Source organism: Marinobacter iranensis (assembly GCF_029207565.1).
Taxonomy (GTDB): domain Bacteria; phylum Pseudomonadota; class Gammaproteobacteria; order Pseudomonadales; family Oleiphilaceae; genus Marinobacter; species Marinobacter iranensis.
On the sequence record NZ_JANCMW010000005.1, the window covers coordinates 135,556 to 149,480 of the forward strand.

11 protein-coding genes and 1 tRNA gene are annotated in these 13,925 nt (G+C 58.9%); 7 read left to right on the forward strand and 5 right to left on the reverse strand.

What is annotated here, in order from left to right; genetic code table 11:
- Positions 1 to 64 precede the first annotated feature (64 nt).
- On the reverse strand, positions 65 to 1,672 hold the full coding sequence (locus NLU14_RS10110) for a methyl-accepting chemotaxis protein (protein WP_275706114.1): 1,608 nt from the start codon (positions 1,670 to 1,672) through the stop codon (positions 65 to 67).
- Positions 1,673 to 1,782: 110 nt separating this feature from the next.
- Between NLU14_RS10110 and NLU14_RS10115 the strand changes: the two genes are divergently transcribed.
- From NLU14_RS10115 to NLU14_RS10125, 3 genes are read left to right on the forward strand one after another with little or no spacing between them, the layout of a single operon-like run.
- Positions 1,783 to 2,382, forward strand: coding sequence for a DUF938 domain-containing protein (locus NLU14_RS10115; protein ID WP_275706115.1), 600 nt, complete (start codon positions 1,783 to 1,785; stop codon positions 2,380 to 2,382).
- A gap of 31 nt (positions 2,383 to 2,413) precedes the next feature.
- Positions 2,414 to 2,689: an acylphosphatase gene (locus tag NLU14_RS10120; protein WP_275706116.1), complete on the forward strand. Its 276-nt coding sequence runs from the start codon at positions 2,414 to 2,416 to the stop codon at positions 2,687 to 2,689.
- 11 nt (positions 2,690 to 2,700) lie between these two features.
- Positions 2,701 to 3,648, forward strand: a complete 948-nt coding sequence (locus NLU14_RS10125; protein ID WP_275706117.1) for an AEC family transporter — start codon at positions 2,701 to 2,703, stop codon at positions 3,646 to 3,648.
- A gap of 12 nt (positions 3,649 to 3,660) precedes the next feature.
- On the opposite strand, the gene NLU14_RS10130 is transcribed toward NLU14_RS10125, so the two are convergent.
- Both NLU14_RS10130 and NLU14_RS10135 read right to left on the reverse strand, forming a co-directional pair.
- Entirely contained in the window at positions 3,661 to 4,251 is a 591-nt protein-coding gene (locus NLU14_RS10130; RefSeq protein WP_420845055.1) for a GNAT family N-acetyltransferase, read from the reverse strand.
- Positions 4,252 to 4,521: 270 nt separating this feature from the next.
- A tRNA-Ser gene (locus NLU14_RS10135) sits at positions 4,522 to 4,612 on the reverse strand.
- A gap of 215 nt (positions 4,613 to 4,827) precedes the next feature.
- On the opposite strand from NLU14_RS10135, the gene NLU14_RS10140 reads away from it, so the two are divergent.
- From NLU14_RS10140 to NLU14_RS10155, 4 genes are all read left to right on the forward strand, one after another.
- Complete coding sequence (locus NLU14_RS10140) at positions 4,828 to 8,106, forward strand: carboxyl transferase domain-containing protein (RefSeq protein ID WP_275706118.1); 3,279 nt, start codon at positions 4,828 to 4,830, stop codon at positions 8,104 to 8,106.
- Between the two features lie 84 nt (positions 8,107 to 8,190).
- Complete coding sequence (locus NLU14_RS10145; protein WP_275706119.1) at positions 8,191 to 8,721, forward strand: isochorismatase family protein; 531 nt, start codon at positions 8,191 to 8,193, stop codon at positions 8,719 to 8,721.
- 575 nt (positions 8,722 to 9,296) lie between these two features.
- Complete coding sequence (locus NLU14_RS10150; protein ID WP_275706120.1) at positions 9,297 to 10,358, forward strand: Glu/Leu/Phe/Val family dehydrogenase; 1,062 nt, start codon at positions 9,297 to 9,299, stop codon at positions 10,356 to 10,358.
- A 64-nt stretch (positions 10,359 to 10,422) separates the two neighbouring features.
- Positions 10,423 to 11,829, forward strand: a complete 1,407-nt coding sequence (locus NLU14_RS10155) for a sodium-dependent transporter (protein WP_275706121.1) — start codon at positions 10,423 to 10,425, stop codon at positions 11,827 to 11,829.
- A 54-nt stretch (positions 11,830 to 11,883) separates the two neighbouring features.
- Here NLU14_RS10155 and NLU14_RS10160 read toward each other — a convergent pair whose 3' ends face one another.
- Both NLU14_RS10160 and NLU14_RS10165 read right to left on the reverse strand, forming a co-directional pair.
- Entirely contained in the window at positions 11,884 to 13,071 is a 1,188-nt protein-coding gene (locus tag NLU14_RS10160) for an MFS transporter (RefSeq protein ID WP_275706122.1), read from the reverse strand.
- 7 nt (positions 13,072 to 13,078) lie between these two features.
- Positions 13,079 to 13,906: a CheR family methyltransferase gene (locus NLU14_RS10165; protein WP_275706123.1), complete on the reverse strand. Its 828-nt coding sequence runs from the start codon at positions 13,904 to 13,906 to the stop codon at positions 13,079 to 13,081.
- Between the last annotated feature and the right edge of the window lie 19 nt (positions 13,907 to 13,925).

The following is a 13,925-nucleotide window of genomic DNA, read 5'->3' on the forward strand; positions in this document are numbered from 1 at the left end:
GGTTTAATACGATTGTAGAAGGCCGATACCTGTGCTTTTCCACTCAAAGTCCGGGTTATGGCGTTCAGGCTGCCCTGAACCGCGAGATCAGCTGGCGCATGGTCACTGATTCCTGACGCAGGTATTCGCTGATCTGGCGGGTGTTGTCGACGCTGGTGATCAGCGAGCCTGAACTGTCATCAAGGGCCCGAGATCGGCGTTCCACCCGACCAATTTCGTCTCTTTGAACCGCGACCGCATCGCTGATTTCGGAACTCCGGCTTTCCAGTTCGGTGAATTGGCTACCCAGTCGCTGCAGGTGGTCTTTCAGCGCTTCAAGGTTTTCGCGGTTGCTGCCGCCGGCGTTGCGCATTTCATCCAGCAGCCCCTCTACCCCTGAAACGCCTGAAACAAGGTCCGTCACCCACTGTCGGATTTCTTTCGTTGAGTCGGAGGTGCGCCGCGACAGCGTTCGAACCTCGTCCGCCACCACTGCGAAACCACGGCCATGCTCACCGGCCCGAGCTGCCTCGATGGCGGCATTCAATGCCAGCAGGTTGGTTTGCTCGGCAATGTCAGCGATCACACCGATGACGCTCTCGATATTGCCCGACGACTCGCTCAACGCCTGGATTGAGCTCGACACCCGGCCAATGACCTCCACCGTGTGCTCGGCGGCCTGTTCACTGTTTTTGAGTCCATCCTGGACCCCCGCATTGGCAGCGACAGCCTCACGAACCGTGGTCGCCGAATTCTCCGCCGCAGTCTCGATAGCTGATGCCTGGCTGGCAATGGCCGCCATGGAGTGGCTGACATCGTGAATTTGGCGGCGGGTGGTATCGGTGGAGGCCTGTACGTCCTCCGCCTGTGAATCCAGCGAGGTGGATCGATCATTGATGCTGTGCGCGGCGGAGCGAACCTCCCCGATGAACTGTTCGAAACGGCCCACCAACCCAATAAATGCACGGGTCACGCCAGCCACCTCGTCTTCCCCGGTGATGCTGGGGCGCCTGGTAAGGTCGGAGGTTTCATCCATTTCCCGGAGCACATGTTCCAAAGCCTGGAGCCGGCCAATCACCGAACGCCGGAGCCAGAGAGTCATCAATACCACGGACAACAGGAAAACAGCGGACCCGGCCACTAGCCAGACCTGCTGGGTATCGAGGAACGCCAGAAGGTCCTGGCTGCGCAGATTGATCGCCTCGCGGCTCGCCTCCTTTCGGTCATCAATGGCGGCCAACATTGGCTCCAGTGCGGGAAACAGTTCGAAATCCACGACCTGCCCAACTCGATAATAGCTCCTTTCCTGTATCCCTGGCCGCATGGACTCCACCAGTGCCATTACCCCCTGGAACAGCGCCTGGTTCTGCCCTGCCCACTCATTAAGGCCGGCATTGTCCTCAATCGAACGCCAGTGGGCTGGCAGCTGTTCCGACAGCACGGAGAACTCCTGGTCGATCTCGTCCCAGAGCACCAATTGTGCCTTGATCTTATAGGCAAGGTCCTGCAGCCTGCGATGGTCCTGTTCCAGGTCCTCCAGCAACCAGGACTCCGTCAGGTTATCGCGGACCAACTCCTCTGATGCTGCCTCTGCGCGGGTAATGATGCTCCAGGACAGGGCCGCAAGCGCAGCGAGCGCGAATACAGAGAGGAAGGAAAAAAACAGGATGCGGCTGCGGACAGTTCTGAGCATGGTATCTCCACCGGTGGATTGATGCTGTGGAGGTTATGCCTCTTTCATGACGTTTTTATGGCAGGCTATTATAGGCCCTTGCCCAACCGAACCCGATACAGGCGTGAACCATGGTCTCCGAAAAACCCTTCTCCCAGGCCTGCGAGAACAATAAGCAGCCGATCCTGGAATGCATCAGGGATGCATTCACCGCTCCGGGAACGATACTGGAAATCGGTACGGGCACAGGCCAGCATGCGGTGCATTTCGCGGCCGCGATGCCCTACCTCACCTGGCAACCCAGTGACCGGCCGGCCGCCAGCCAGCTATGCCTGGGTTGGATCGAGGAGGCCGCCCTTCCAAACATCCTTCCACCGGTTGAGCTGGACGTTTCTTCGGCAAGCTGGCCGGTGGATCATATTGATGGTGCCTACTCCGCGAATACTGCCCACATCATGGCCTGGGAGGAGGTGGAGGCCATGTTTGCCGGCCTTGGCAACCGACTCGCCACCGGCGGCCTGTTTTGCCTCTATGGCCCATTTAGTTACAGTGGAGCCTATACCAGCGACAGCAATCGCCAGTTTGATCATTATTTGCGCGGTAAGGCCCAGCACATGGGCATCCGCGACCTGGATGACCTGTTGGCACTGGCTGAGCGGGTAAGGTTCGGGCTTGAAAACGACTACGCAATGCCTGCCAACAACCGTTTGCTGGTATGGCGTAAACTCTGAACAACCATTGGATACAGGGAGGGAGCAGGCAATGAGTCACCAGAGACTGACAATGCTGGTCAGCGGCAAGGTTCAGGGTGTCTATTACCGTGCCGCCGCAGCCGAGAAAGCAACGAGCCTTGGCCTCACCGGCTATGCCGAAAACCTGCCGGATGGCCGCGTGAAAGTGGTAGCAGAGGGTTCGCCGGCGTCATTGGTTTCCCTCAGGCAATGGTGCCGGGATGGCCCACCCGCAGCGGTCGTCGACACGATCAACGCAACCGAGGGCTCAGCAACTGGTGAGTTCACCGAGTTTGGAGTTCGGTAACGACCGACTGAATGACGCTACTCGGAACATTTTTTCACACCCTTGAAACCACCCTGCCGGTATTCGCCATGGTGTTTATCGGCCTTGGCCTCAGGCGCCTGGGCTGGATAGACACCGCCTTCATCAATACCGCGTCGGCACTGGTATTCCGTGCCACCCTACCAACCCTGGTGTTCCTCAGCATCGTGCGGGCGGACCTGGACACCACCCTCAATCCCTCATTGCTGGGGTTCTTTATCGTCGCCACTGTGGCCAGCTTCCTGCTTTGCTGGCTATGGGCCTTGCGCGCCGTTCCAGTAATTGATCGAGGTGTTTACGTCCAGGGTGCTTTCCGGGGCAACTGCGGTATTGTCGGCCTGGCCCTGGCAGCCAGCCTGTACGGGGATTATGGTTTGTCCGCCGGTGGCCTCCTGTTGGGCGTGGTCATCATTTCCTACAACGCTCTTTCGGTGATTGTGTTGACCACTTACCAGCCGGGGCAAGCCGCCAGTTGGAACCGAATCCTCGGGGATATCGTTCGCAATCCCCTGATCCTGGCGGTGGTGGTCGCCGTGCCGTTCGCGTGGTCCGGCCTGGAATTGCCCACCTGGCTGATGACCAGTGGCGACTATTTCGCGTCTCTAACCCTGCCCCTGGCACTGATGTGTATCGGTGGCACCCTGTCTTTGAGCGCCATGCGTAACGATCGCAAACTGGCCATCAGCGCCAGCGTCATGAAGATGGTGACCCTACCTGTATTTTGCACACTGGTGGCCTGGTTGGCGGGATTCGAGGGACGGGAACTCGGGCTGATGTTCCTGTTCTTCGCCAGCCCGACCGCGGCGGCCAGTTTTGTCATGGTCAAGGCATTGGGTGGCAACGACCGCCTGGCGGCGAATATCGTGGCTCTGACAACCCTGATGGCAAGCGTGACGGTCACCGCCGGCGTGTTCGTACTGCGTACCGCCGGAATTGCCTGATTGGAAAAAAGCCTACAGCGCTTTCATCCAGAAGGTCATCGGCTTGGCTGTCTCGACATCCTCGCCAACGTCTTTCCAGCGATATTCGGTATTCAGTGCCGGCACCTTCTGGTAGCCCCGCTTTTTCCAGAACTCATCCAGTGGCTGGTAGCTCGCAGGCCGAAGCGGGTGATCGGATGGCCGCTCGACGGCACAGAAACAGCAGTGGGAAAAGCCACCCAGCTCTCTCGCATAACCTTCCCGATGCTCGAAAAACGCAACACCGATACCCTGCCCCCGGTATTCCGGCAATAGCACGGATTCGCCGAAGTAAAAAATGGCCTGCGGATCATAGCTGTGGTTGATGAAGGGTTGCTTGAACGCTTCTGTTTCGTCCGCCATGGGGATACCGGTTGCGGCCCCAACCACCCGGTCGCCATCCCGCGCCAACACAAACTGGCTGCGTGGTGAGCGTGAATAGGTATCGATGTATTTCCGCTCATACGCCATATCGCCGTCGTAGAGGTAGGGGAAACTGCGGAATACTTCGATCCGAAGATGGGCGAGATCGTCAATGTGGGGGCCGATGTCGGGGCCGGTCAGAGTCTGGATTGTCACAGTCATTGGGCCTACCTCACAATTCATCTCTTATGAATGGGCTTTACACTGAAGAATGGTATTGAAATGCTCATCCAGGGCCAAGCCGGAAGCCTTATACCCAGGCTGCGGAGAGGGATTATTCGGGCCTTCGGCCCTCACCCCTTCGGGGCCGTCGTCGCGTTGCTCCGACGTTCCTCAGCCTGCTTTGCAGGCTTCGGTCGAACCCGCGAGGGTTCTTTCTACCCTACCAATCGGCCAATAAAAAACCCCAGCAATTCTGCTGGGGTTTTGTATTGGCGGAGAGGGAGGGATTCGAACCCTCGAAACGCTATTAACGTTTACACACTTTCCAGGCGTGCGCCTTCAGCCACTCGGCCACCTCTCCAAAAACTTTTCAATAAACTGTTCCAAATCAGCAATGTCGTCGCTCATTTGAGGGCGCAAACTCTAATGGTTTTATCCCGCTTTGGCAACTCCAATTTTTGAATCGTTTGCCAAAGACTCTCTCGGCGGCGGCGATCCAGGCTGTGGCGTTGGCTGCTAAGATTAATACTGCAACACCAGACAAGGACAACGCTCCCGAAGAGGAAACCCTGACCCATGCCGTTCCAACGCCTGCTGATTGCCAATCGTGGTGAAATTGCTGTTCGTATTGCGCGCGCTGCCGCTGAGCTGGACATACCGACAGTGGCAGTATACGCAAGGGACGACAGCCAGTCGCTTCATGTACGAAAGGCCGATGCTGCGGTAGCGCTGAACACATCGGGGCCTGCGGCCTACCTGGATGGAGAGCAACTCATTGACATCGCAACGGAATACCGCTGCGATGCCATTCACCCGGGTTACGGATTCCTGAGTGAGAGCCCGGAATTTGCACGCCAGTGCGAAGCGGCGGGGTTGTTCTTCATAGGCCCCTCGCCGGCGGCGCTGGATGTCTTTGGTGACAAGGCCAGCGCCCGGCAGCTGGCCAGGAAGCACGGGGTACCGCTGATTCATGGTACCAATGAGCCAACCAGCCTGGAGTCAGCCCGGTCCTTCATGGAAGCCCTGGGCGAACAAGGCGCTGTCATGCTAAAGGCCGTTTCCGGCGGCGGTGGACGGGGCATGCGGCCGGTCCATTCACTGGCAGAACTGGAACCCGCTTTCCACCGCAGCCAGTCAGAAGCCGCTGCGGCATTTGGGAATGGGGACCTGTATATCGAGCAGTTGCTTCCAGGGGTGCGTCATATTGAGGTCCAGGTGATTGGTGACGGCACCAAAGCCACCCATCTCTGGGAACGGGACTGTACGCTGCAGCGCCGGCACCAGAAGGTGGTCGAAATGGCACCAGCGCCCGGCCTGACAGCCGAATTGCGTGACCAGTTGCTGGGCGACGCGGAAATGCTCACCCGCACAGTCGGCTACCGCGGCCTGTGCACCATAGAGTTCCTGGTGAATACCGAATCCGGCCATTATGTGTTCCTGGAGGCCAACCCCCGCATCCAGGTGGAACATACCGTCACGGAAGCCATCACCGGGCTGGATCTGGTGCAGCTTCAGATTCGTGTCGCAGCCGGTATGACCCTGGCAGAACTTGGGCTGGACAACCCACCGAAGCAAAAGGGCCAGGCGATTCAGCTTCGGATCAATCTGGAAACCATGGAGCGGGACGGCAGCACCAGGCCCGCTGGCGGGAAAATAGTGGCCTATGAACCACCTACCGGCCCAGGAGTTCGTGTTGATGGGTACGGCTACGCCGGTTACACCACAAGCGCTGCCTATGACTCCCTGCTGGCAAAACTGATTGTCCATTCCGAGGGCGACTATCCCGCCCTGCTCCGCCGCGCCTATCGCACCCTGTGTGAATTCCGCCTCGAGGGCGTCCCCAGCAATATCGGGTTCCTTCAGAACCTGCTTCTGCACAGCCAGGTTCTGTCAAACGACCTATCCACCCGTTTTATCGACACCCATGCAGCGGAGTTGGTGCCTGATCCGGCTAAGCCCCATCCAAACCTCTATTTCAGTCATGAAAGCCCAACAGAGTCTACCGACAAGGCCGTTTTTTCCGGCCCGGAAGGGGCAGATCCGATAACCTCCCCGGCCCAGGGCATAGTGGTCCGCATCGACGTGGAACCCGGCCAGGCCGTTGTCGAAGGTCAACCGGTCGCGGTACTGGAGGCCATGAAGATGGAGTTCGTGATCAAAGCCGGCCAAAGCGGGCGCATAGTGGCTCTGGCTGCAAGTGCGGGCGACTCCGTGTACGAGGACCACCCATTGATGTTTATCGAACCCGTGGAGGTGGAAGCTGCTGAGATCTCCACGGAAGAATCCGTTGACCTCGGGCATATCCGCGCCGACCTGCAACAGGTGCTGTCGCTCCACGATCAGTTGGCCGATGAACACCGTCCCGATGCCGTAGCAAAGCGCCGTAAAACCGGCCAGAGAACCGCCCGTGAGAACCTGGCAGACCTACTGGATGATGGCAGCTTCATGGAATATGGTGCCCTGACCCTCGCCGCCCAGCGTACCCGCCGTAGTCCGGAGGAACTTCAGGCACTCAGCCCGGCAGATGGGCTGGTCGCCGGTATCGGTACCGTCAACGGCGAGCTGTTTGGGCCGGAGCTAGCCCGCTGCATGGCCATGAGCTACGACTACACCGTGTTTGCCGGTACCCAGGGCGTAATGAATCACAAGAAGACCGACCGCATGCTGGAACTGGCGGAGAAGCAGCGCCTTCCCCTGGTCTTTTTCACCGAAGGCGGCGGTGGCCGGCCCGGCGATGTGGACTGGGTTGGCGTGGCAGGGCTGGATTGCACCACCTTTATGCGCATGGCACGGCTCAGCGGCACCGTGCCGTTGATTGGCATTGCCTCTGGCCGCTGCTTTGCAGGCAATGCTGCCCTGCTGGGCTGTTGCGACGTGATCATCGCTACCGAGAACGCCACCATCGGCATGGCGGGCCCGGCGATGATCGAAGGTGGCGGGCTGGGCCGGTATATGCCCGAGGAAGTTGGACCGATCTCCACCCAGAGCCGTAATGGTGTGGTTGATATTGTCGCCCGGGACGAAGCGGAAGCCACTCGCATCGCCAAACAATACCTGGCCTGCTTCCAGGGCGACCTTCCTGCCGGTGAAATAGCCGACCAGCGGGAACTGCGGCACCTCGTTCCGGAGAATCGCTTACGGGCCTATGACATCCGCACCGTAATCGAAACCCTAGCCGACCGGCGATCGGTGATTGAGCTGCGCAAACATTTTGCCCCGGGGATGGTTACGGCCCTGATCCGCATCGGGGGGAAGGCCTTCGGGCTGATTGCCAATAACTCCATGCATCTGGGCGGTGCCATTGATGCCGTGGCAGCAGACAAGGCGGCCCGCTTCATGCAACTGTGCGACGCCCACGGCCTGCCACTGCTTTCCCTGTGCGACACGCCGGGCTTTATGGTCGGGCCGGATGCGGAAAAGCAGGCCACCGTACGCCACGTTTCCCGCATGTTCGTCACCGCCGCCAGCATGAAGGTACCCTTTTTCACGGTGGTGTTACGCAAGGGGTATGGTCTTGGCGCCCAGGCCATGGCCGCCGGCAGCTTCCATGCGCCCATGTTCACCATCGGATGGCCCAGCAGCGAGTTCGGGGCGATGGGGCTTGAGGGTGCCGTTCGTCTGGGCTTTGCCAGGGAACTGGCCGCTGTCGAAAACCAGGATGATCGCCAGGCCCTGTTCGACAAACTGGTGGGACAACTCTACGAGCGCGGCAAAGGGGTCAGTATGGCGAGCTTTCTGGAAATCGATGCGGTGATTGATCCCGCTGAAACCCGGGACTGGCTGATCCGGGGGCTGAACGCCATCGATCCGGATTCCCGCCGTGGCGACCATCGACCGATGATTGACACCTGGTAACCGGGCTGTGGCAGCAACGCCTGGAGGGTTTATGCAATACTTGGAGTAAATCCAATAACCGGCCACTGTCGCGAGGAGACCGTTATGCTGATGAATGCCGATCAATCAACCCTGGTGCTGATAGACCTTCAAAAGAAACTGATGCCCGTGATCAGCCACGGCAACCTGGTGCTGGCCGAAAGCGTGAGGCTCGCCCGTATTGCCAGACTCCTGAAGGTTCCTGTTATCGCCACGGAGCAGATCCCCGAAAAGCTGGGGCGCAACGATGAGGAAATAGCGGGGCTCGCCGACCAGACGGTGACGAAGATTCATTTTGACGCCTGCGGTGGCGGCCTGGTGAATGCCATCCCCACCGACCGGAAACAGGTCATCATCGGCGGTTGCGAGGCCCACGTCTGCATGCTGCAAACCGCCCTGTCTCTCCTTGCGGCTGGCTTCGGTGTCTGGGTGGTGGAGAATGCAACCGGCTCTCGCCATGACAACGACCGGGATGCCGCCCTGGAGCGCTTGCAGCAAGCCGGAGCCACCATCGTAACCGTGGAAATGGTTGCATTCGAATGGATGCAGCACTGTGAGCACCCCCATTTCCGGGAGATTCAGAAGCTGATCAAGTAATCAATTCCCTTTGATCGGCGGTTTCTCTTAAATTTACTAAATTTACTAAATTTACGTTTACGTAAGATGTGCCTAGTTTACTGTTCCTGAAGGATTTTTAAAAATCGCTGTCATTTGTGTGATCTTCAGCCATTGACGACGATGTAAAAGCTATCTAGTCTTTTTTCCCGTCGCGCCCCAAAAGGGCGCCGACGCATGAAATCATGCCAGCCGGCCTACCCGCCGGGGCACAACAACAAAATGACCACGAAAGCCGTGATCCGGCCTGGTGGAAGAGGATTTCAGTATGTCACCGGTAATTCAGTCCCCGATCTTGGGCCCATGCGCCCGTGTTCCGCAACTTCCCCTAACATCCTTCCTTTCGCAGACCGCTTTTGCCTCACGATCGTTCCAATCTGATCAACGACCGGACCAACGACGACCTTTAAGCTCAGCGCGATTGCCGCAGCGTCCAGCCGGTATCTGAGCGCGCCCGTCACCCGCTAACGACTCAGTTTCGGCGTTGCCCGCAAGCCAGGCAGGCACCCGCAGCCAGGGTGAACCCTTATGCAAAAACCGTCCAAAGGAACCAGATCATGACTGTATTTACACATCCTGAATTCGACCACCACGAACACCTGACTTTCTGTTGCGACCCTGAAACAGGGCTGCGCGCCATCATTGCCGTTCACAACACATCCCGTGGCCCTGCCCTCGGCGGGTGCCGCATGTTCCCCTATGCCAGCGATGAGGACGCACTCAACGATGTACTGCGCCTGTCACGGGGCATGACCTACAAGTCCGCCCTGGCCAACCTGAACCTTGGTGGCGGTAAATCCGTGATTATTGGCGACCCACGCCAACACAAAACCGAAGCCCTGCTGGAATCCATGGGGCGGTTCCTGGAACAGCTCGGTGGCCTCTATATCGCAGCGGAGGACTCCGGCACCAGCGTTGCTGATCTGAAAGTCATGGGTCGGCAAACGTCCAATGTCGCCGGTATCAGCGACCGGCCCGGCTTTGATGGCAAGCCCAGCAATGGCGACCCATCGCCCGCTACTGCCTGGGGCACGTTCGTGGGGCTTCAGGCAGCGGTAAAACACAAGCTTGGGCGCAGCGATCTGGAAGGGCTCACCGTAGCGGTTCAGGGGATCGGCAATGTGGGCTACCGGCTGGCGCGGCACCTCAAGGAGGCTGGCGCCAAGCTCTGGGTCTACGACATCCACCAGGACCAGATGGACCGTGCCGTGGCGGAGTTAGGGGCCACACCAGCCACCGCCGACGAAATCCTTTACCTGCCCGTCGATGTGGTTGCGCCCTGCGCCATGGGCGCGGTTCTGAATGATCACTCTATCAACAAACTGCAAGCCACCATTGTTGCCGGCGCCGCCAACAACCAGCTTGCCAGCCCCGCACACGACGAAGTGCTTTGGAAACGCAGTGTGCTCTATGCGCCGGATTTCGTGATCAACGCCGGCGGTATCATCGACGTCTATTACGAACGCACCGGCCCGGATCCGGAGGCGGTGCGCCAGCACGTGAACACCATCGGCCACACGCTGGAGGAAATATTCCAGCGTTCAGACCGGGACGGTCTGCCTACCGGACAGATTGCCGATCGACTGGCGGAAGAGCGATTCCGGCGCAAATCCCGTTGAAGGCGGCGAACTCGCAGCCTTCACTCACTCCCCCGAAAACAAAAACAGTAATCAGGAGAATACAATGAGCAATGCTTCTTCTTCCGCCGCGAGCGGTGCCATGGACCCGGTGAGAGCCAAGCGCGGGTTATGGTCCTCACGCCTGGCATTCATACTGGCGGCCACCGGCTCAGCAGTCGGCCTGGGTAACATCTGGAAATTCCCATACATCACCGGTGAGAACGGCGGTGGCGCCTTTGTGTTGGTTTACCTGCTGTGCATTGCAGCGGTGGGGCTGCCCATCATGATGGCGGAAGTCCTGATAGGCCGCCGAGGTGGCCTCAGCCCCGTTAACAGCATGCGGGCGATTACCAGCCACGAAGGCCTTAAACCGGCGTGGCGCTGGCTGGCGGTGATTGGTGTATTGGCAGGGTTCCTGATCCTGTCTTTCTATTCGGTGATCGGGGGTTGGGCCATTTCCTATGTCGGTACCGCCGCCACCGGACAGTTAACCGGCCAGACTGCCGAGTCCATCGGGGCCATTTTCTCCGGCCTGTTGAGCGATCCCCTGACACTGCTGATGTGGCACACCCTGTTCATGGCACTGGTGATGGTTGTGGTTGCCCGTGGCGTTCGTTCCGGGCTTGAACGCGCCGTCAGCATATTGATGCCAGCGCTGTTTGTGTTGCTGCTGGTTGTGGTGGGTTATGCCATGACCACCGGCCATTTTGGTCAGGCAGTGGCGTTTCTGTTCCAGCCCGACTTCTCCAAGCTCACGACTTCCGGTGTGCTGGTCGCCCTGGGCCATGCCTTCTTCACTCTCAGCCTGGGCATGGGTGTCATGATGGCCTACGGCTCCTATCTTCCGAAAGATATATCCATTGCCAAGACGTCCATCACCGTATCAGTGATGGATACCGCGGTGGCATTGCTGGCCGGGCTCGCGATCTTCCCGATTGTCTTCGCCAACGGCCTGGAGCCGGGTGCGGGCCCCGGGCTGATCTTCCAGACCCTGCCACTGGCTTTCGGGCAGATGCCCATGGGCAGCCTTTTCGGCACGCTATTCTTCCTGTTGCTGATCTTTGCAGCCTGGACATCCGGTATTTCCCTGCTGGAGCCGCTGGTGGAGTGGCTTGAAGAGCAGAAAGGGATGAATCGGAAGGTAAGCACCCTTGGCGCTGGTATTGTCTGCTGGCTCTTGGGTATTGCGTCTATTCTGTCCCTGAACCTGTGGTCCGACTTCGCGCCCCTGGGCATGTTTGCGATGTTCGAAGGCAAAACCATCTTTGACCTGCTGGACTTCCTGACTGCCAATATCCTGCTGCCATTGGGCGGGCTGCTGGTCGCAGTGTTTGTCGGCTGGTATATGTCGCGCCAGGCACTGGAAAGTGAGCTGTCCATGTCACCGACCGTGTTCTCCGTCTGGTACCGCGTCCTGCGCTACTTCACTCCGATTGCCGTGGCGGTGGTCTTCGTCTACAACCTGGTTTAACCGGTTACTCAAGGTACCGGCCCTCCCGTGAGAGCCGGTACCTCACCTAACGAACTAGCCGGCCACCCCGGAGGCCGCTGGGCGGCGCATCAGCCAGATCGTCATCAATAGGCCGTGCAGAACCAGGAACGGCACCGCAACCAGTAACAAGCCAGTCCAGTCAAACGCAGCCAGCACTGCTCCGGCACTTAACGCAGCGGTAGCCTGTGATCCGAACACCATCAGGTCGTTCAACCCCTGCACCCGGAAGCGCTCTTCATCGCGGTAACCTTGTGGCAGTAATGTGGTGCCACCCACAAACAGGAAGTTCCAGCCGATACCCAGCAGGATCAATGCGGACAGGTAATGGTGGAAGCTGATACCACTGAAGGCCAGGGCCACACATCCTAGATACGCCAACAGCCCCAACCCCATCATCCGCGGGATGCCCACAACGCGAATCAGCCAACCGCTGATCAGCGACGGCAGGTACATCGCCATGATATGAATCTGGATAACCCATTTGGCATCCTCAAGCGGATGGCTGGCTACTTCCGTCATGCTCAGGGGCGTTGCCGTCATAATAAAACTCATGATCGCATAACCAACGGCCGCAGCACTGATCGCTGCCCAGATGACCGGCTGCCGGAGGATAACGCCCAGCGGGCGACCACCGCCCGTGACAGCCTCTCGTACCCGTTCGCCGCTGGCACGATACCCGAACACCAGCACTACCATGGCAAACACCTGCACCCCGCCCAGTGCAAGCCATCCAGCCATAAACGGGTATTCGGCCTGCCCGCCTCCGCCAACCAAGGCAATTTCCGGCCCCAGCCAGGCAGCCACCAGCCCACCCAGGAGAACCCTGGCGGCGGCAGAGCCAGCCATGTCGGGAGATACTGATTCCATGGCGGCAAAGCGGTACTGATGCACCACTGCCAGCCCGGTTCCACCCACCACGGCTGCCATACACAGTAACGGGAAACTGGCGGTCCACGCGGACAACGCACCAAGCGTGCCAGCGAGGGTGCCGGCCAGCGTACCCAGCAACATAACCGGCTTTCTTCCGAGGCGCTCCATCAGCCAGGTCGCAGGCTTGATGGCCAGCACAGTACCCACAACCACCAGCCCGACTGGCAGGGTGGCCAGTTCAGGCGATGGCGCCAGCAGGCGGCCGTGAATACTTCCAATAAAAACGATGAAAGGCGCTGTACACATGGCAAGCGCCTGGGCTGCAACCAGTATCCATACATTGAGCGGCATGGCGGGCCTACTTTTTCCTGTAAATAATCCCGGGATGGCACTGCACCATCTCATAGAGGTGAGGCAGGCCGTTCAGCGATTCCGATGCTCCCAGTATCAGATAGCCACCGGGATTGAGGGTGGCGTGGATACGGGTCAGGATGTCCTTCTTCAACTCTGCCGAAAAATAGATCAGCACGTTTCGGCACAGCACGATATCAAACTTTCCAAGCATGTAGCGTTCGAGCAGGTTCAGCTCACGGAACTCCACCATGCTCTTGATCTGTGGCCGGATCTGCCAGCTGCCGTTCATGGCGGGGGTGAAAAACTGCTTCTGCCGCTCGGGCGACAGGCCACGGCCAATGGCAATCATCTCATATTCGCCGCGCCTGGCCACCTCCAGCACACTTTTCGAGATATCGGTGGCAGTGATCTTCACATCCCGGAGTTTTCCGGGACGCTGACGACGGAACTCTTCAATGATCATGGCCACCGAATAAGGTTCCTGCCCCGTTGAGCTGGCAGCGGACCAGATACGCAGCGACTGCGCCGATTTTTTGTCGCCAAATTCCGGCAGCAGTTTCTCCTGCAGGATTCGGAACGGATGGTTGTCCCGGAACCACAGGGTTTCATTCGTCGTCATCGCATCGATCACGACTTCCTTCAGGCTGCTGCGGCCGGTTCGCTTCACGCGCTCAAGCAGGTCACCCAGGGTGCTCAGCTTGTTTTCCTCCATGATCCGCCGCAACCGGCTCTTCACCAGGTACTGCTTGTTATCCCCAAGCAAAATGCCACACGCATCCTGCAGGAACGTCTTGAAGGCCTCGTATTCCTGTGGCGTTATTTCAGATTTCATTGGATCTCATTATCGAGTG